The 19,219-nt window shown below is 41.1% G+C and carries 22 protein-coding genes; 13 read left to right on the forward strand and 9 right to left on the reverse strand.

Going from position 1 to position 19,219, the window contains the following annotated elements; all coding sequences use genetic code 11:
• Positions 1-8: 8 nt before the first annotated feature.
• The gene (locus ACT4_RS00560; protein ID WP_007478345.1) at positions 9-929 is read right to left on the reverse strand and encodes a Dyp-type peroxidase; all 921 of its coding nucleotides are present in this window, start codon (positions 927-929) and stop codon (positions 9-11) included.
• 159 nt (positions 930-1,088) lie between these two features.
• Between ACT4_RS00560 and ACT4_RS00565 the strand changes: the two genes are divergently transcribed.
• Positions 1,089-1,715 (forward strand): LysE family transporter, encoded by a 627-nt coding sequence (locus ACT4_RS00565; RefSeq protein WP_026094177.1) that lies wholly within the window; start codon positions 1,089-1,091, stop codon positions 1,713-1,715.
• On the opposite strand, the gene znuB is transcribed toward ACT4_RS00565, so the two are convergent.
• From znuB to ACT4_RS00580, 3 genes are read right to left on the reverse strand one after another with little or no spacing between them, the layout of a single operon-like run.
• A complete protein-coding gene (gene znuB, locus ACT4_RS00570; protein WP_007478348.1) occupies positions 1,712-2,530 on the reverse strand; it encodes a zinc ABC transporter permease subunit ZnuB in 819 nt (272 codons plus the stop codon). The two genes, ACT4_RS00565 and znuB, sit on opposite strands and share 4 nt — an antisense overlap.
• 3 nt (positions 2,531-2,533) lie before the next feature.
• Positions 2,534-3,322, reverse strand: a complete 789-nt coding sequence (gene znuC / locus ACT4_RS00575; protein WP_007478351.1) for a zinc ABC transporter ATP-binding protein ZnuC — start codon at positions 3,320-3,322, stop codon at positions 2,534-2,536.
• Complete coding sequence (locus tag ACT4_RS00580; RefSeq protein WP_004882003.1) at positions 3,295-3,792, reverse strand: transcriptional repressor; 498 nt, start codon at positions 3,790-3,792, stop codon at positions 3,295-3,297. The genes znuC and ACT4_RS00580 overlap by 28 nt, the downstream gene beginning before the upstream one ends.
• A gap of 163 nt (positions 3,793-3,955) precedes the next feature.
• On the opposite strand from ACT4_RS00580, the gene ACT4_RS00585 reads away from it, so the two are divergent.
• The 11 genes from ACT4_RS00585 to ACT4_RS00635 all read left to right on the forward strand — a co-directional run bounded on the left by ACT4_RS00585 (position 3,956) and on the right by ACT4_RS00635 (position 14,453).
• Positions 3,956-4,795, forward strand: a complete 840-nt coding sequence (locus tag ACT4_RS00585; protein WP_007478354.1) for a metal ABC transporter substrate-binding protein — start codon at positions 3,956-3,958, stop codon at positions 4,793-4,795.
• A gap of 170 nt (positions 4,796-4,965) precedes the next feature.
• A complete protein-coding gene (locus ACT4_RS00590) occupies positions 4,966-5,364 on the forward strand; it encodes an ATP synthase subunit I (RefSeq protein WP_007478356.1) in 399 nt (132 codons plus the stop codon).
• A 98-nt stretch (positions 5,365-5,462) separates the two neighbouring features.
• The gene (gene atpB, locus ACT4_RS00595; protein ID WP_004674085.1) at positions 5,463-6,338 is read left to right on the forward strand and encodes a F0F1 ATP synthase subunit A; all 876 of its coding nucleotides are present in this window, start codon (positions 5,463-5,465) and stop codon (positions 6,336-6,338) included.
• 82 nt (positions 6,339-6,420) lie between these two features.
• The gene (gene atpE / locus ACT4_RS00600) at positions 6,421-6,666 is read left to right on the forward strand and encodes a F0F1 ATP synthase subunit C (RefSeq protein ID WP_000424060.1); all 246 of its coding nucleotides are present in this window, start codon (positions 6,421-6,423) and stop codon (positions 6,664-6,666) included.
• A 39-nt stretch (positions 6,667-6,705) separates the two neighbouring features.
• The gene (locus tag ACT4_RS00605; protein ID WP_004881997.1) at positions 6,706-7,176 is read left to right on the forward strand and encodes a F0F1 ATP synthase subunit B; all 471 of its coding nucleotides are present in this window, start codon (positions 6,706-6,708) and stop codon (positions 7,174-7,176) included.
• Between the two features lie 11 nt (positions 7,177-7,187).
• Positions 7,188-7,724, forward strand: a complete 537-nt coding sequence (locus ACT4_RS00610; protein WP_004881995.1) for a F0F1 ATP synthase subunit delta — start codon at positions 7,188-7,190, stop codon at positions 7,722-7,724.
• Positions 7,725-7,766: 42 nt separating this feature from the next.
• Positions 7,767-9,311, forward strand: coding sequence for a F0F1 ATP synthase subunit alpha (gene atpA / locus ACT4_RS00615; protein WP_004881993.1), 1,545 nt, complete (start codon positions 7,767-7,769; stop codon positions 9,309-9,311).
• A gap of 77 nt (positions 9,312-9,388) precedes the next feature.
• Complete coding sequence (gene atpG, locus ACT4_RS00620) at positions 9,389-10,258, forward strand: F0F1 ATP synthase subunit gamma (protein WP_007478603.1); 870 nt, start codon at positions 9,389-9,391, stop codon at positions 10,256-10,258.
• Between the two features lie 30 nt (positions 10,259-10,288).
• The gene (gene atpD, locus ACT4_RS00625) at positions 10,289-11,683 is read left to right on the forward strand and encodes a F0F1 ATP synthase subunit beta (RefSeq protein WP_004680053.1); all 1,395 of its coding nucleotides are present in this window, start codon (positions 10,289-10,291) and stop codon (positions 11,681-11,683) included.
• Between the two features lie 17 nt (positions 11,684-11,700).
• Positions 11,701-12,120, forward strand: coding sequence for a F0F1 ATP synthase subunit epsilon (locus tag ACT4_RS00630; protein WP_007478608.1), 420 nt, complete (start codon positions 11,701-11,703; stop codon positions 12,118-12,120).
• A gap of 152 nt (positions 12,121-12,272) precedes the next feature.
• A complete protein-coding gene (locus ACT4_RS00635) occupies positions 12,273-14,453 on the forward strand; it encodes a hypothetical protein (protein ID WP_007478609.1) in 2,181 nt (726 codons plus the stop codon).
• A gap of 27 nt (positions 14,454-14,480) precedes the next feature.
• Here the strand turns inward: ACT4_RS00635 and ACT4_RS00640 are convergent, their stop codons facing one another.
• From ACT4_RS00640 to ACT4_RS00660, 5 genes are all read right to left on the reverse strand, one after another.
• Positions 14,481-15,080, reverse strand: a complete 600-nt coding sequence (locus tag ACT4_RS00640; protein WP_007478610.1) for a hypothetical protein — start codon at positions 15,078-15,080, stop codon at positions 14,481-14,483.
• A gap of 144 nt (positions 15,081-15,224) precedes the next feature.
• Positions 15,225-15,563 carry an RcnB family protein gene (locus ACT4_RS00645; protein WP_007478612.1) on the reverse strand — a complete coding sequence of 113 codons (339 nt, stop codon included), beginning with the start codon at positions 15,561-15,563 and terminating at the stop codon, positions 15,225-15,227.
• A 165-nt stretch (positions 15,564-15,728) separates the two neighbouring features.
• Entirely contained in the window at positions 15,729-16,274 is a 546-nt protein-coding gene (locus ACT4_RS00650; protein ID WP_007478613.1) for a glutathione peroxidase, read from the reverse strand.
• Between the two features lie 132 nt (positions 16,275-16,406).
• A complete protein-coding gene (locus ACT4_RS00655; protein WP_007478615.1) occupies positions 16,407-17,180 on the reverse strand; it encodes a helix-turn-helix transcriptional regulator in 774 nt (257 codons plus the stop codon).
• A gap of 15 nt (positions 17,181-17,195) precedes the next feature.
• Positions 17,196-18,416, reverse strand: coding sequence for an MFS transporter (locus ACT4_RS00660; protein WP_007478617.1), 1,221 nt, complete (start codon positions 18,414-18,416; stop codon positions 17,196-17,198).
• 147 nt (positions 18,417-18,563) lie between these two features.
• Here ACT4_RS00660 and ACT4_RS00665 point away from each other — a divergent pair, with 147 nt between their 5' ends.
• Positions 18,564-19,208 (forward strand): TetR/AcrR family transcriptional regulator, encoded by a 645-nt coding sequence (locus tag ACT4_RS00665; RefSeq protein ID WP_004881974.1) that lies wholly within the window; start codon positions 18,564-18,566, stop codon positions 19,206-19,208.
• Positions 19,209-19,219 lie beyond the last annotated feature (11 nt).

A 19,219-nucleotide genomic window follows, 5' to 3' on the forward strand; every position in this document is an offset into this window, starting at 1 on the left:
TCCTTTTTTTACGCCTCTAAAAGTTCTTCGAGTAACTCATCACTTGGCGCAAAGTAATACGCACCATCAATTGCTGTAGTGAAATGCAATAGGCGATCATGGATGCCGTCACCTGATGTGCCAAACATGCGTTGTAGCATGGCATCGATAATGGTTAAGTCATTGGTATAAGCCACGAAAAATAAACCTTGCTCACCATTACCATCACCATAAGGCAAGCTGTGGCGTAAGATTTCCATTTCTTCACCTTGTTCATCTTCAACCACAGTTCGCGCAACATGTGCGTTCTCAGGTTTTACGTCATCATCTAACTCGATTGATTCAAGTTTGGTGCGACCAAAAACATGTTCTTGTGCATCGACTTTGAGTTTTTGCCATTTCGCTAAATCATGAATATAGCGTTGTGCAAAGATAAAGCTGCCATCTGCAAAAGTATTGGCTTGTTCAGGAAGCAGTGCTGTTTCAGCACGATCATCTGGGAACTGAGGGTTTTCAGTACCATCAATAAAGCCTGTCATATCACGACCATCAAAGAATCGGAAGCAGGCACGCTCATCTAGAACTTCAACTTTATCCTGAATGTCGTGAAAGAAAGCTTGGCTAATTGCAAAACAAATATCTGCTCTTGCGCTGGCAATATGAATAAACACATCCGCAGGAACGACAGGCATATTAAAAGCACCTTGCTGAGGATCAAGTTGCTTAAAACCTTGAGGCGTTTCTGAATAAAGTTTTGCCCAAAGCTCAGGACCAAAAGCGATGGCTGTTTTGATCTGATCATTTGGATGCTGGGTAATTAAACGGTCACGAGTCGATAGTAATGCTTCAATTTGTTGTTTTAATTCAGAAACGGTTAAATTTTTTAAACGTAAAACAATAAAACGTGCATGATCAGAAGGTAATGGAAGAATGACAGATTGCGCAGTCATTAATATCTCCTCAGTTATTTTTAGAAAGACGACAAAAAGAAATATTGTGCCTGATGTTGTTGCTGCTTAATAGTTTATTTATTCTTTTTTACTGTATGAAATAGCAGCAAATTGCGGCAATAAAACGGTATAATTCCACTTTTATTTGTCTGTTTAATTATGGCCTTTCAAGTGTGGTTTGCCTTCATGTTGGCGTGTTGGGTGATTAGTCTCTCTCCGGGAGCAGGTGCTATCGCATCGATGTCGAGTGGCTTGAACTATGGCTTTAGACATGGTTATTGGAATGCGATTGGTCTTCAACTGGCTTTAATCATTCAAATTTTGATTGTCGCAGCAGGGGTGGGGGTACTTTTTGCCACAACGCCTTGGGCATTCCAAGTCGTGAAATGGTTTGGTGTGATTTATTTGTTGTATTTGGCTTATGCGCAGTGGACTGCACCTGTTCAAACGATTGATATACAAACTGAACAGAAAAATACATCAGCTTCGGTATTGGTCTTCAAAGGCTTTATCGTCAATATGAGTAATCCCAAAGCGATCGTCTTTTTATTGGCTGTACTGCCGCAGTTTTTAGATTTAAGTCGACCACAATGGCTGCAATATCTGATCATGGCAATCACGATGGTGATGATTGATTTGATCGTGATGGCAGCTTATACAGGACTTGCATCGAAAATATTGAGGTTGCTTCGCTCACCGAAACAACAAAAATATTTAAATCGTAGTTTTGCTGTGATGTTTAGCTGTGCGGCAGCATTGCTGAGTGCCATTCAGCAAGCGAGTTAATCACTTACTGACGAAGGTGCGATTGATTTAAATTTTTGCGCTGCAAAAATTGCTGCGAAAGTAAGTGCCATACATAACACAATGCTTAAACCTGTTGCGATATTTAAGGCAGCACTCGACCATAAACCGACAGTTACGCCAAATTGTGCCAAAACAAAAGCCCAAATCACCATTTGTTTGGGTGAGTGCGCGAGTAAACGGGCACTTAGTGCAGGAATAACCAGTAGTGCGCCCATAAGCAATGAGCCAACGGCACGTAAAGCGAGGACGGTAAATAATGCGAGTAGCAACATAAAGATCAGGCGTTGCCAGTTCGCATTGACCCCTTCACTCATGGCAATATCTGGATCAATCGCAATTTGAATTTGTGCAGACCAAGCGCGATAGAGTACGACAAGTGCAGCACTAATCACGATTGCAAATATGGGTAAATCAGCCCATTCGATACTTAATAGATCACCAAATAAATAGCTGAGCAATTCAGGACGTAAGCTCGGCACTTGCTGAATCAGTAGTAAACCTGAGCACAGAAGTGTGGCTGAACAGAGTGCAAGCAGCGCATCATTGGGTAAGCGTGAATCATGCAAAATCCATAAAATTGCCACTAACAGCGCGGCTAAACAGCCAACCCCCAGCCAAAAGGGTAAATGTAGAATTCCTGCGATTGCCACACCGAGCAAAGTACCGTGTGCCATCGTGTCGGCAAAGAAAGACATTCTTCGCCATAGCATCAGACAGCCGAGAGGGGCGGTGAGAAAAACTAACAGACTCCCCATGATCCAAGCAGGTAAGAGCAGTTGTAACCATTCCATCATGGCTTAGACCTTTGGTTCGGGATGAATATGTGGGCGAGGGTCATGTGAACAGGGTTCAGCATGGTCGCTATGTCCACAATGATTATGGTGATGCTGATAGAACATTCGTTGCGTACCGAAAATCGCTTGATACTCTGGATGCTGCTGGATGCTCTCAGGTAGACCGCTACAACAAATATGTTTGTTTAGACATACAACACGATGAGTACCTTGCATGACCCATTGCAGATCATGAGAAACCATCAGTACTGCACAACCATAACGTTCAGGTAAGCTACGAACATACTCATAAAGTTCTGCTTCGGACTGAATATCTAAACCTTGCATTGGTTCATCAAGCACTAAAATATCAGGTTGGCGGAGTAAAGCACGGGCTAAAAGAACGCGTTGACGTTCACCACCTGAAAGTTGCTGTACCTTGGATTGCTGTAGTTTTTGAATACCTGTATCGCGAACAATTTCTTGACGAAGATTACTTTCGCAAACTTCTAAATCCAGTAGATCTTGCACACGTAAAGGAAGGCTAGCAGAAGGGTTGAACTTCTGTGGTACATAAGCCATTTTTAATTTTTTAGAAAAATGAACCTTTCCTTTATTTGGCGACATAATGCCAAGCAAGATTTTAATTAATGTCGATTTGCCAGCACCATTCGGGCCGATAAGCGTCACAATCTCTTTTGCCTGTAAAGCGAAATCGACATTACGCAAAATATCCCGTTCATCTCGACGAACAGAAATATTCTCTAATCGAATGATGGGTGGTGTTACTGGTGTGTGCTGCACTGATGACATTTTCCTGAAATCTCAATAATGCTGTGTTGAGCAGAAAATTGGTCTGAGGCAGCAAGTTGATCAAGTTGTTGAATTAAGCCTTGAGCTGAAGCTTCTTTTACAGAATGACATTCAGTACATATTAAGAATGCTGCCTGATGCCCTTCGCGTGGATGACAACATGGAATATAGGCATTAATAGAAGTGAGGCGATGAATTAAGCCTTTTTCTAATAAGAAATCCAATGTTCGATAAACTGTAGGTGGGGCAGCAGGGCGATCTGCTTGACCTTTTATTTTTGCCAATAAGTCATAAGCACCCATTGGTGCAGAGGCATTTAAAATGAGTTCAAGCACTTCTTTACGTAAAGGTGTGAGGCGTGCACCAACCGCAGTACAAAGAATCTCTGCTTCAGCAAGTCGAGCTTTGATATCATGATGGCCGTGAACACCGTGTAAAGCATTATCATGTTCATGTGAACAAGAACTCATAAGTTGTCCTCATTGTTTTGCAGCTATCATACCATGCAAATCATTTATAACTATCTATATAGTAGACATCAATATAGGTAGCTGGGTGAAGCAAAAAATAGACGTAGGCAATCATTCACTTTTGTTATATTATAACATGCTTAGCTTTTTGAGTAATACTGTGATGTCCCGCTTTCTCATTTTTGTTTTCGTTTCGATGTTCAGTACATGGGGGTGGACGCAAAGTTTAGTTGTGTCAACACATCCAATTTACTTGATTGCGAAAGAAGTGACCAAAGATGTAGAAGAGCCTGTGTTGCTATTGGGCGATCAAAGTGGTCATGATGTACAACTTACACCAGCACATCGTAAGGCAATTCAAGATGCTTCTTTGGTGATTTGGTTGGGCAAGGTTCATGAAGCACCCTTAGAAAAACTACTCGGGCAGAACAAAAAGGCGATTGCACTTTTAGACTCAGGCATTTTAACAATTTTACCACTACGTAGTTTGCGTGGTAATGCTTTACCGAATACGATTGATAGTCATGTGTGGCTAGAGCCAAATAATGCCGTTCGTATTGCGTTCTTCATCGCGACTTTACGTGGGCAACAGTATCCAGAAAATAAGGCAAAATATCTTGCCAATGCCAAAGACTTTGCTCAGCAGATGTTACAAGCATCACAACAATTCGATAGTTCGAATAAAGCCAAGCCATATTGGTCTTATCACGATGCCTATCAATATCTTGAAAGAGCCTTAAATCTAAAATTTTCAGGTGCGCTTACGGATGACCCTCATATTGCGCCAACAGCTGCTCAAATAAAATACTTAAAAGATAACCGTCCGAAGACACAAATGTGTTTATTGGCTGAAATTTCAGCAACATCAAGTCAATATCAGAAACTGAACCCATTAGTTTTCGAGTCAGTCGATGAAAGTATGCGTGGAGAAGACAATTTCGTGACTGCTTGGAAAAAATTGGCTTCAAAAACCGATAAGTGCGTATTAAGTGCGCAAAAATGATGAAAAAAATAAAAATGAGTTGACTCTATCGTCAGAAAATATGGTAACGAAAAAAGCAGACTTAAGTCGAGAAAAGATTGCATGTTCAGGGGTGTAACTCTATAATGCCTGCGATTCGAAACGATCATCAACAAAACTTGTCAAGCAGTTACGCTGTAAGTGGGTAAAAAATGAGCCGAACTAGTCGCATGATTGACCGACGATTAGCAAAAGCTTTGGTCTTCTTACAAGCATGTATGATTCCTGTTGCAGCATTACTTGCATGGGCGATTAAAGATACAACTGCCGCGTTAAGTGCTGCGCTTGGAGCTTTGGTATGTTGGTTGGCACATTGTTATTTTGCTTGGCAGTCGTTTAGAACGGCAGGCGCTAGAGCATCAAAACAAGTCATGCTGAACATGTATCGAGGGATGCTTGGTAAGTTTGCGATTGTGATCGTGGGTTTTATATTAATTTTGAGCAATGTTAAACCGCTGTCACCGGTTGCATTGTTTAGTGGATTTATTCTCGTACAAGCGATGTCGTGGGTCGCGCCATTTTGGGTGTCGCGACTACAAAAACGAGGGTAAAACACATTTGAGATTTTTGGGAGTAGAAGCGGGGTCATTGCAGTCCGCAAGATTCGTTTCTCTCCTTTTTAATGATTGACATTGACCAGGTGTGATTTATGGCTGCTGAAGAACATGCCCTGACTTCGACCGAGTATATCAAGCATCACTTGACCAATATGACCTATGGCAAAATGCCTGATGGTACATGGAAGTTAGCTGAGACTGCTGAAGAAGCTCAATCGATGGGGTTCACTGCAATTCACTTGGATTCAATGGGTTGGTCTATCGGACTTGGTGTGATTTTCTGTTTGTTATTCTGGACAGTTGCGAAAGCTGCAAATGCGGGCGTTCCAACTAAATTCCAGTCTGCAATTGAAATGATTATCGAGTTTGTAGACTCAAGTGTACGTGATACTTTCCACGGCAAATCACGCTTAATTGCTCCTTTATCATTGACCATTTTCGTGTGGATTTTCCTCATGAACGCAATGGACTTGATTCCTGTTGACTGGATTCCTTATCTAGCTCAACAAATTGGTGCAAGCGTATTTGGTATGGACCCTCACCACGTTTACTTCAAGGTTGTTCCATCTACTGACCCTAACATTACTTTAGGTATGTCGTTGTCAGTATTTGCGTTAATTTTGTTCTATAGTATTCGTGAAAAAGGGATCGGCGGTTTCGTCGGTGAATTGGCACTTAACCCATTTAACCCAAGTAACCCAGTTGCAAAAGCGTTATTGATTCCAGTGAACTTAATTTTGGAATTAGTAACTTTCCTTGCTCGTCCAGTTTCGTTGGCTCTACGACTGTTCGGTAACATGTATGCGGGTGAGTTGATCTTCATCTTGATCGCATTATTGCCGTTCTGGATCCAGTGGGCGTTATCTGTGCCTTGGGCTATCTTCCACATTCTTGTAATCACGCTGCAAGCATTTATTTTTATGATGCTGACCATCGTTTACTTGAGCATGGCAAGCGAAAAGCATTAATGGTATTGCCTAACTATCACCTGATGGTTGGGCTTAAATTTTAGTTTAATTTGGTAATAACCTAACCTCTGAGGAATTTTTCATGGAACTCACTTTAGGTCTAGTTGCAATTGCATCTGCTATCTTGATCGCTTTCGGTGCTTTAGGTACTGCGATTGGTTTCGGTCTTTTAGGTGGTCGCTTCTTAGAAGCTGTTGCTCGTCAACCAGAATTGGCTCCACAACTTCAAACTCGTATGTTCTTAATCGCGGGTCTTCTTGATGCTGTGCCTATGATCGGTGTTGGTATTGGCTTGTTCTTCATCTTCGCTAATCCATTTGTAGGTTAATAGCTTAATTCCTAAATCCACATATTGAGGAATAGCGAAATGAATATCAACCTCACATTGATTGGTCAAGCAATTGCATTTGCGATGTTCGTCGCATTCTGCATGAAGTTTGTTTGGCCACCACTAATCAATGCGATTAGTGAGCGTCAGCGTAAAATTGCTGATGGCTTAAATGCTGCTGAAAAAGCAAAAGCTGACCTTGCTGATGCGCAAGCACAAGTTAAGGCAGAGTTAGACGCAGCAAAAGCACAAGCGGCTCAATTGATCGAACAAGCGAACCGTCGTGCAGCACAATTGGTAGAAGAAGCTCGTACCCAAGCATCAGCTGAAGGTGAGCGTATTCGTCAACAGGCGAAAGAAACTGTTGATCAAGATATCAATGCTGCTCGCGAAGAATTACGTCAACAAGTTGCTGCTTTGGCAGTTGCTGGCGCAGAAAAAATTCTGAACCAACAAGTTGACGCAGAAGCTCATAATGCCATGCTGACTCAGCTGGCTGCTAAACTTTAAGCGAGGCGAATATGGCTGAACTCTTGACGTTAGCACGCCCTTACGCCAAAGCAGCATTTGCTTATGCATCTGAGCAGAATGCAACTGACGCTTGGTCAAATGCGTTACAACTGCTCAGTGCTGCGGTGCAAGATGAAGCATTTTCCGCTTATTTAAATCGCCCTGAGCTGACTCCTGCGGAACAAGTAGGTCTTTTTGCTAAGGTTTTAGGTGAAGATCAATCTCAATCAGTGTCGAACTTTTTGACACTTCTTGCAGACAATGATCGTTTAACTTTATTGCCTGAAATCGAAGCAGAATACGAATTACTTAAATCGCAGAACAACAACACATTGGAAGTAGAAGTTGAATCTGCTTTCCCAATTGATGCGACACAAGAGCACATTTTAGCTCATGCGCTTGAAAAACGTTTCAACAGAACAGTTCATGTTACTGTTAGCGTTAATCCAGCGTTAATCGCAGGTGTTGTGATTCGTGCAGGCGACCAAGTGATAGATGACTCTGCGCTTAACAAGCTTGAAAAAATGCGGACTCGTCTTCTTGCGTAATTGCAAAAAGACTGAACTTAAAAAAGATTGAGGAATAGCGCAATGCAACAACTGAATCCATCCGAGATCAGTGCGCTCATTAAACAGCGTATCGGCGATCTGGACACCAGCGCGACCGCTAAGAACGAAGGTACCATCGTCATGGTATCTGACGGTATCGTGCGTATTCACGGTCTTGCGGATGCAATGTACGGTGAAATGATCGAATTCGACGGCGGCTTATTTGGTATGGCACTGAACCTAGAACAGGATTCAGTGGGTGCCGTTGTTTTAGGTAACTACCTAAGCCTGCAAGAAGGTCAAAAAGCTCGTTGTACAGGTCGTGTATTAGAAGTTCCAGTTGGTCCTGAACTTCTTGGCCGTGTCGTAGACGCTTTGGGTAATCCAATTGATGGTAAAGGCCCTATTGATGCAAAACTTACTGATGCTGTTGAAAAAGTAGCACCAGGTGTAATTTGGCGTCAGTCTGTCGACGAACCTGTTCAAACTGGTTATAAATCAGTTGATACCATGATCCCTGTAGGTCGTGGTCAGCGTGAGTTGATTATTGGTGACCGTCAAACTGGTAAAACAGCAATGGCGATCGATGCGATCATCGCTCAGAAAAACTCTGGCATTAAATGTGTATACGTTGCGATTGGTCAAAAACAATCAACAATTGCAAACGTTGTACGTAAGCTAGAAGAAACTGGCGCTATGGCGTATACAACTGTTGTCGCAGCTGCGGCAGCTGATCCTGCAGCAATGCAGTATTTAGCTCCGTACTCTGGTTGTACAATGGGTGAATACTTCCGTGATCGTGGTGAAGATGCGTTAATCATTTATGATGATTTGTCTAAGCAAGCTGTTGCTTACCGTCAAATTTCATTATTGTTACGTCGTCCACCAGGTCGTGAAGCGTATCCAGGTGACGTATTCTATCTTCACTCTCGTCTTCTTGAACGTGCTTCTCGCGTTTCTGCTGACTATGTTGAGAAATTCACTAACGGCGAAGTTAAAGGTCAAACTGGTTCTTTAACTGCATTACCGATTATTGAAACTCAAGCTGGTGACGTATCTGCATTCGTACCTACAAACGTAATTTCGATTACTGACGGTCAGATCTTCTTAGAAACATCATTATTCAACGCAGGTATCCGTCCTGCTGTGAACGCGGGTATCTCTGTATCTCGTGTTGGTGGTTCTGCTCAAACTAAGATCATCAAAAAATTGTCTGGTGGTATCCGTACCGCTTTAGCGCAATACCGTGAATTGGCTGCGTTTGCTCAGTTTGCTTCTGATCTTGACGAAGCAACTCGTAAGCAACTTGAACATGGTCAACGCGTAACTGAGTTAATGAAGCAAAAACAATATGCTCCTTACTCTATCGCTGACCAAGCTGTTTCTGTATATGCATCTAACGAAGGCTACATGGCTGACGTTGAAGTGAAGAAAATCGTAGACTTTGATACTGCGTTAATCTCTTACTTCCGTTCTGAACATGCTGCGTTAATGCAACAGATCGATGAAACTGGTGATTACAACAAAGACATCGAAGCAGCGATCAAATCAGGTATTGAGAGCTTCAAAGCGACTCAAACTTACTAAGTTTATCTTTAGTTAAGTTTGGTTCACGGATCAACCTTCGAAGGCTCGAAAGAGCTTTCGAATACTAGGTTAAGCGTATGGCAAATTTAAAAGAAATTCGCGCCAAAGTAGCTAGTATCAAGAGCACGCAAAAGATTACTCGCGCGATGCAAATGGTAGCTGCTTCGAAAATGCGTCGTGCGCAAGAGCGCATGGCTCAGGGCCGTCCGTATGCCGATAATATGCGCCGTGTAATTGCTCACTTGGTACAAGCAAACCCTGAATATAAACACCGTTATATGGTTGACCGCCCTGTTAAGCGTGTTGGCTATATCGTTGTGTCTTCAGATCGTGGTTTGGCAGGTGGCTTGAACATTAACTTGTTCAAGAAAGTTGTGCAGCATGTCAAAGCACAACAAGAGCAGTCAATTGAAGTTGAATTTGCTTTGATTGGTCAAAAAGCGGTTTCGTTTTTTAAAAGCTACGGCGGTAAAGTGCTTGGTGCAACTACCCAACTTGGCGATGCGCCAAGCTTGGAACAGTTAACTGGCTCAGTACAAGTCATGCTTGATGCATTTGATAAGGGCGAATTAGATCGTATCTACCTCGTATCAAATGGCTTCGTTAATGCAATGACTCAGCAGCCTAAAGTAGAACAACTTGTTCCTTTAGCACCAGCAGAAGAAGGCGATGATCTCAACCGTACTTATGGTTGGGACTATATCTACGAACCAGAAGCAGAAGAATTGTTAAATGGTTTGTTGGTTCGCTATATCGAGTCTATGGTTTATCAAGGTGTGATTGAAAACGTTGCATGTGAGCAGTCAGCTCGTATGGTCGCGATGAAAGCAGCGACAGACAACGCAGGACAATTGATTAAAGACCTACAACTCATTTACAACAAGCTGCGTCAAGCCGCGATTACTCAGGAAATTTCCGAGATCGTTGGCGGTGCCGCTGCCGTTTAACATTATTAAGTTTGAATTGAGGAGACAGCAATGAGTAGCGGTCGTATCATTCAGATCATCGGCGCGGTTATCGACGTCGAGTTTGAGCGCAATAGCGTTCCTAAGATCTATGACGCTCTCCAAGTTGACGGTACTGAAACTACTTTAGAGGTTCAGCAACAGCTTGGCGATGGTGTTGTTCGTACCATCGCAATGGGTTCTACAGAAGGTCTTAAACGTGGCCTTAATGTAACTAGCACAAATGCACCGATTTCTGTTCCTGTAGGTCCTGCTACGCTTGGTCGTATCATGGACGTATTAGGTCGCCCAATCGATGAAGCAGGTCCTGTAGCGACTGAAGCGCGTTTACCGATTCACCGTCAAGCACCTTCTTATGCTGAACAAGCAGCTTCTACTGATCTTTTAGAAACTGGTATTAAAGTCATCGACTTACTTTGCCCGTTCGCGAAAGGTGGTAAAGTTGGTTTATTCGGTGGTGCGGGTGTTGGTAAAACCGTTAACATGATGGAGTTGATCAACAACATCGCTAAAGCGCACTCAGGTTTATCTGTATTCGCTGGTGTTGGTGAGCGTACTCGTGAAGGTAACGACTTCTATCACGAAATGAAAGATTCTAACGTTCTTGACAAAGTAGCAATGGTCTACGGTCAGATGAACGAGCCACCAGGTAACCGTTTACGCGTAGCGTTAACTGGTTTGACCATGGCTGAATACTTCCGTGATGAAAAAGACGAAAATGGTAAAGGTCGTGACGTATTATTATTCGTCGACAACATCTACCGTTATACACTTGCAGGTACTGAAGTATCAGCATTGTTAGGTCGTATGCCATCTGCGGTAGGTTACCAACCGACACTTGCAGAAGAAATGGGTGTTCTTCAAGAGCGTATTACGTCTACTAAATCTGGTTCGATCACATCGATCCAAGCAGTATACGTACCTGCCGATGACTTAACTGACCCATCACCTGCAACAACGTTTGCTCACTTAGATGCAACAGTAGTATTGAGCCGTGACATCGCATCTTCTGGTATTTACCCAGCGATCGATCCACTAGACTCTACTTCACGTCAGTTAGACCCATTAGTTGTTGGTCAAGAGCACTATGAAATTGCACGTTCTGTACAGAACGTATTGCAACGTTATAAAGAGCTTAAAGACATCATCGCAATCTTGGGTATGGATGAGTTAGCTGAAGAAGATAAATTGGTTGTTTACCGTGCGCGTAAAATCCAACGTTTCTTCTCTCAACCATTCCACGTAGCTGAAGTATTTACTGGTGCTCCTGGTAAATTAGTACCGCTTAAAGAAACGATTCGTGGCTTTAAAGGTCTATTAGCTGGTGAATACGATCACATCCCAGAACAAGCGTTCTATATGGTTGGTGGTATTGACGAAGTGATTGCTAAAGCTGAGAAACTCTAATTTAAGGAGATCATCTCATGGCGACTATGCAATGTGATGTCGTAAGTGTTAAAGAGTCGATTTACTCTGGACAAGTTACGATGTTAATCGCAAAAGGTGCGGGCGGTGAATTAGGTATTTTACCTGGACATGCGCCACTCGTAACTTTACTCCAACCTGGCCCGATTCGTGTTCAGTTGGAAAATGGTACAGAAGAAATCGTTTATGTATCAGGCGGTGTGTTAGAAGTTCAACCTCATGTTGTTACGGTTCTTGCAGATACTGCAATCCGTGCTGACAACTTAGATGAAGTAGCAATTTTAGAAGCTCGTAAACAAGCTGAACAATTGCTTGCAAATCAAAAGAGTGATTTGGATTCTGCCGCTGCACTAGCTTCGCTTGCAGAAACTGCAGCTCAGCTTGAAACGATTCGTAAAATCAAGAATCGCGCACTTTAATCAGTGTTGATTTAAGATTGAGAAAGCCACCGTAAGGTGGCTTTTTTATTCGCCAAAAACATAATAAGATGGTGCTTTAGAGAAATTATTAAGTTGTCGATCTCAGTTTTTATTTAATAAATAGCGCTTATAAAAATTCGATTAGGAAGTGTATGTTAGCAAGCAATGTCTTAAAGTTGCGTTTAGATCGCATTGAACAACAAGGGCATCATTTATCCGTAAAAGATCAATTGAAGCTCGTGACATTGGCTCAACCTGAATTAACAGCAAGTTTTTACACTCAATTTTTTCATCAGATATTACCGAAGCATTGGTCTTTTCAACATCATACAGCCGAAGATATTCAATGTTCGTTAAGACTCATCCTTCTTATTGATCAAGTCTTCATTCGTCATTATTCAAAACATGCGTATCGTTATGAATGGTTTGAGCAAGGATTACTGTTTAGATTGCAATATGCCAAGCAAGCATTGAGCGCCAGTGAGAGAGCTGAGATCATTGCACATTTAGATCAATGTAAAGATAGCGCATTAAAGTTGAGTATCTTAAAACAGCTCAAGGATGAATATGATGATATTCAACTGACGCTTGCTTTGGCTGAGTTGTCCTATCGTTTGGCAGATTGGCCAACGGCAATAGAAAACTATCATGAATTGTTACAACAGCAACCTGCGCAGCCTGAACAGGTTTATTACAACTTTATTCATTGTCTTTTAAGTCGAAATCATTATGTGAATGAGCAAGGGCACAGTGATGTGGTTGAGGCTTTAGAACATCTAGGAAACTTAGATCAAATTCAACAACAAGCACGCTATCAGCAGCTCACTCATTGGGCAGTGTCATTGATCTTGCCTGAAACTTTGCAAGCTGAAGCAATTAATGGGGAAAATCCTTTTTCTGATATTCAACAAAAGCTAAAAGAGATTGGTTATTCACTCAATCATTGGCTATCAGCAGATGAATTTCGCATCCCTTATTATAAAAACATTGTAGAAACAGCACCTAAATTACTTAATAATCAAGAAATTGTGATGCATTTAGATCGCCACAAAGTTGCAAATCATGCGTTGCAGACTATCTTTTCAGATCGAGATTTGAAATTAGTGAGAGGTGTCAATGCTTCGAGTCATAGTCTTGGGTTTATTTGGAATTATTTACAGATTAACCCATTAGTTTTAGATGCTCTAGTGACAGCCTCAAATGGTGAACCAGAAGCATTTTATAATTTAAAACAAATTCCAGCGCCAAATTTCGATCATCAAGCTGCTCTGTTACAGCTTTCATCCTATCTCGCAAAACAGCAAGTCGCGTATAACTTAACACAACAAGGCCATAGCATTGAGTTTGTAGAACATGCTCATTTAGCTGGTTTTGATCTGATTGTTGATGGAACGCCAATGCAGGTGAAATGTAGTTTGGAGCGGGAGAGCATTGAGGACTTTGCAAAAAGTCATCCACATATTGCGATCATTGTGAATATTGAGTTGGCCGATTTACAGGAACATTATCCATCCGTCTTTGCTGATTTAGCGCTGAGTTATGAGTCCGTACAACGCACGGCACAAAATAGTCTGCAAGGTTCAGGACATGTAGATGATTATCTGCCTGTTCCTTTGATGAGCACTGGCTTTGCAGTTTATCGTAATTTTAATAAAACTCGACATCAACTATCGATCCGCCCTGATTGGCAGTATAAGCCGAATCAATCTTTGGTAAAAAATAGTTTGGCGATTGGCGCTGCAATCGGTGGTATTGTTTCAGGTTCGATTGGCGCTTTTGTGGTAGGTAGTTTTGCAGTTTATCGAACATGGCGGATTCAAAAAATAGAGCAGCGTAAGCCCTTACAAGAAAAGCAGCAGTTGCTAATGCAACGTGATCATTTGATGTACTTGCTCATCGATTTTGCAGAGTGGTTCAATCACAATTTATTGAAATACCGTGTTGATTTATATGCTTATCAACTAAGACAAGTTGAAATGAAGTTAATGGGTAAAATCCCTGAACTTGTACTTTCTACGACGTTATTTGCTTATAAATTTGAAGCACATCAGCGTGCTGAAAAATTGTATCAATGGATTGAAAAACAACTGGCACACGACAATCCAAAATATAAGATTCAAGCGGGTTGGGTGGCTTTGGCACAATCCAGTCAATTTATATCGATCGAACTAAAACAACGTGTTCAAGAACTTAATCTTGAGTTGGAAAAATATAAAAAAATGACTCAGTATGGCCTGACACTCTCGTCTTTAGAGCAATCGGATGCTCATAGAAGATCACATCAACAAATGACCGCGATGGATAGGCGATTTAAAGTTCCATCGCAATCTTAGTATTCTTATTAGTTTGAAAATGAAAGTTTATGCTGCTGAATTTTGAGTGTTATTGGTACTCTTTAAAACTAAGCTTGCTAACTTCACCATATCCATTTGGATAGTATTCAATTGTTTCTCAATCTGCTCAAAGTTGATTTTAGCAAGATCAAATTGACCATGAAGCAACGGCATGTTGAGTAACTGTTGATTGGCAACGAGAAGATTTTGGCGAATTTGATCAATTTCATTACTTTTTAAATTAAGTGAAAGCAACGTATCGTGTAGACCATGTAATTCTTGATTTAGATCGCCTGACGTTGCTTTCAGTTGTTGCACATTTTTATTTTGAATTGCTTGTTCTAAGCTATTTTGAGATTGTTTTAGCAAAGCAATATAGTCATCAGTTTCGAGCTGTAATTTTGCAATATCACGAGCAATATTCAACATATTGCCTTTGCTTAGATTTTGCGTGTCTTGAGCAGAGCTCGATTGAATAATTTCATCACTCATATTTTGTTCAGTAGCCTGTTCTGATTGGATATTCGTATGATCTTCTTGTGGTGCTTGATCACAACCAGTCAAGGCGAATGCTGAAAGCAGAGTCATGCTTGAAAGAAGGGCTTTGATAGAGAATTTATCCATCATGGCTAAACGAATACCAGATCATAAAAAGGACGCTCACTATAATAAAAAAGTGTGGAGAGGGAATGGGTTTTTGCAAAGAGCAAACAATTTGTAAATAAAAAGGACAGTCACGATGAACTGTCCCTTGTGTACTACCTTAGATCATTAACCATTTAAAATTTTGATAATCGAATGGTTTAAGACATTAATTAAAATATAGTCACCATTGACCTTGATCCATTGCTGGTTTTTAGCAGGTTTATGCAGGTGTTTGTATTGGGCGTAGTTAATTTTATAACCTTGTCCGCGATATGCACTTGGGACTTTCTGTCCTACTTTCCAATCTTTAGACGGATGAACTTTATTCTTTTGCGCATTTGAATGTTGAGGTGCTTGAGAGTGTTTAACGACTTTTTGTGGTGAATGGTCATGTGGTGCCGCAAAAGCAGGAACCGTGATTGCTGTAGATAACGATAAGATTAGAATTTTAGCAATATTTTTCATGGTTCACCTATATGTGAAGGAAGTGCCGATGAAATGATTTAAACCTAAAGTTGCTAAAATAATGTGGATGAGGTGTTCGAAAATGATAAAACTATGCATAAATAATGGATATAAAAAAAGCATGTTAAACATGCTTTTTTAAATGTATATCGATAAATATTTGATTTATTTTGCTAATTCAGCCTCGATTGCACTCACAATACGTTCGTCATCCGCAGTAATATCTGGTGCAAAACGAGCAACAATTTCCCCATTTTTATTCACGAGGAATTTTTCAAAGTTCCACAATACTTCAGGTGGATTGTTTGGTGTTAAGCCATAATCAACAAGATCTTTCCACCAAGGACCTTCACCAGTACGCTCAGGAATTGCTTGCGTTAAGGTTTGGTAAAGTGGGTGCTTGTCATCACCAGCAACTGAGATTTTTGCGAAAAGCGGGAAATGCACATCATAGTTCAGCGAGCAGAATTGCTGAATTTCATCATTCGTACCAGGTTCTTGTTCTAAGAAGTTATTTGCTGGAAAACCGAGAATCTCTAAACCTTGATCTTTCTTTGCTTGATATAGCTTCTCTAAACCTTCGTACTGAGGCGTTAAACCACACTTTGATGCAACGTTCACGATCAATAGAACTTTGCCTTGGTATTGATCTAGATCAACATCTTGACCTTTGATGTCCTTAACTGGAATGTGATAAACCGATTGGCTCATGAGATATGTCCTAATTTGTTGTTGTAGCAAAACATCATTGTTTTAACTGCTATTCAAGCTAAGTGCAATGCCCATATTCGGAATGTATACAAATAATGAATACTGTGTTTTTGATTTTAAATTGAGGATGATTTAAATGGATGCATTTTTTAGTTGAATCGGCGTTTGCCCTGTATAGCGTTTAAAGAACTCGATAAAACTAGAACTATGGTGATAACCCAAAGCAAATGCGAGTTGTTTAATAGTCATACCTTCACGGATTTGATTGATCGCAAAGATGATTTTCGCTCGATTACGCCACTCCGAGAGAGAAAGTTGTAATTCTTGCTGACTAAGACGAAGGATATGCCGTTCACTGACTGAAAACTGCTGCAACACTTGTTGGAGACTTTGATGAAAGGAGTTTGGTGCAGATAGTTTTTCTAAAATTGGCGCGAGAATGGGATGTGTACTTTGCGGTAAATAATGTGAATAGGCTGGTGCTTGTTTCAACTGATCAAATAAAACTTGTAATAGGTGTTCGAGATATTCAGGTTGAGCCTGTTGTTTTTGTTGCTCCAAAATTTGTAGCACTAAAGAACGAAAAAAAGGCTCAATGCTAAAACAGCGGCAACTCAACCCCAACGCTTGACCATATCTAGGATGTAGCCGAATACAGATATAGTGAATTTCATGTTCTACAGGCAGTGACTGATGCTCAGTGCGAGGTGGTAACCAAAGCCCATAGCTCGGTGGGGACAGGTAGTATTGTCCTTCGATATCAAATTCTAAAGTGCCATTTAAACTAAAATTGAAGTCACCCCAAAGTGAAGAATGTGGACTGACAACATCATCCTTTTGGTAGAGAAATTCATGCACTTCTATACCATTCAGAAAGGGAAATTGTTCAGTCTCAGCACGCTTCATTTGAGGTCTCAACGTTTAATTTTCACAGGTAATTTTCGGGTTATTTAAACCTTTGGCTAAGGTGAAAATACTGAGTAATGCTAATGCGACAAAGCTAATCACACCATAAATTAAGATATTTTCATTGAAATGATCAACGACATAACCACCTAGAAGTGAACCTGTTGCGATCATGACTTGGAACAATCCCACAAATAATGGCATACCTTTTTCTACGGCATTTGGTGCGTGTACAAACATCCAGATATTGGCTGAAGTTGGGAATGCACCGAATGCAAAGCCCCATAATGCTGTTAAAACAATAGCACCAAACTCATGTATTGCAAAAACTGGGAAACCAAAGAATACGATGGTAAAACAAATGCCGACAAAGGCGAGGGTATAGCGCACATTTAAATTACCACTATAACCTGCAAAAGCATTACCAAAAATACCTGCAATCCCGTACAGCAATAACAGTGAACTGATCGTTGTACCATCAAATCCTGCAATATTTTTAAAGAAGGGTGCAAGGTAACTATAAGCGCAGAAATGCGCTAAACCAATTAGCAGCACGATCAGCATCCCGCTACGTGCTTTAGGTTCGCGGAGCAATGCAGGTAAATCACGGAGATGAATGGCTGAATCTGGTTTAAGTTTTGGTAAGAAAATCAGTTGTAACACTAAGACCACTAAGCCAATCGCCGCCGTGATACCAAATGCACTTCGCCAACCATAAAATTCACTTAACCATGTCCCAATCGGCACGCCAAGTACCGTAGCGAAGGTCACACCAGCCATCACGATCGCTGTAGCTTTGGCAATTGGTAAATGTGCGGGTGCGAGTTTTCCACTTAAAGCAATCGCCGTTGCCCAAAAGCCACCAATTGAAATACCAAGAACCAATCGACTCAAGAGTAAGACGTGGAAGCTATCTGCAAAAGCTGTAATGGTATTGGCAATGACCATGATCGCTGTCAGTAAAATGAGTACATAACGACGATCAAGTTGTTTGACGGCGATCGGGAGTAATGGTGCTGCAAGCGCTGCCATAACCCCAGGTAAGGTAATAATCAAACCTGCCGTACCGACTGAAATATTGAGATCAGTTGCAACGCTGTTTAACACACCAACGGGCAGAAATTCACTGGTCACAAGAGCAAAAGCTGCGATTGCGACAGCCATGATCGCGAACCAACTACCTTGAGTTTGAGTTACCGTTGTGGGGGGAGCTTCGGGAGAGGGAGTATGTTCCATAAAAGTTTCCTTTATTATCAGAATTTTGATAATAAAATTAGGCGATAGGGATATTTTTATAACAATTGTTATAAAATAAAATAGTTGATAAAAATTGATGCGTCAATTAATTTAATAATGATCGTTATAAAATAATGTGTAACCCTTATGACAAATAACAATGTATCTGAACAAGAACCTTGTGATCATCCAGCAAAAAAGAAGCGTGGACGTCCAAAGTGCTTTGATGAGCAACAGGCCTTAGAAAAAGCGATGTTGTTATTTTGGGAGCATGGCTATGAAGCAACTTCGATTAGTGATCTCACACAAGCTTTGGCACTGACTGCGCCGAGTTTATATAGTAGTTTTGGAGATAAGACGACGCTGTTTTATAAATGTATCGATTATTATCTTGCACACGAAGCCTGTCCAATTGAAGCCATTTTTTTAGAAGCTAAAACTGCCAAAGTTGCTTTTGAGTTGTTTCTTTACGATAACGTGCAACGTTTGGCACAGCCAGATAAACCTTCGGGCTGTATGTTAGTTGTGGCGACGATGAACTGTTCTGATCATGCTCAAGAGGTGCAACACAATATTTTAGAAAAAAGGCTCAAGACCAAACAAAAATTACTTGAGCGTTTACAACAAGCCGTCGCAGAGGGGGATGTTGTAGAAACCGCACCATTACAAGAAATAGCGGATTTCTATGCCACTGTTTTACAGGGACTCACCATACAAGCAAGAGATGGCGCAAATGTAGAGCAACTGCATAAAGTGGTTGAGCACGCGATGCGAACATGGGATCTGTTCTAAAATTCACATGT

Origin of the sequence: Acinetobacter sp. NBRC 100985, assembly GCF_000241225.1 — a bacterium.
Classification (GTDB): Bacteria; Pseudomonadota; Gammaproteobacteria; order Pseudomonadales; family Moraxellaceae; genus Acinetobacter; species Acinetobacter venetianus.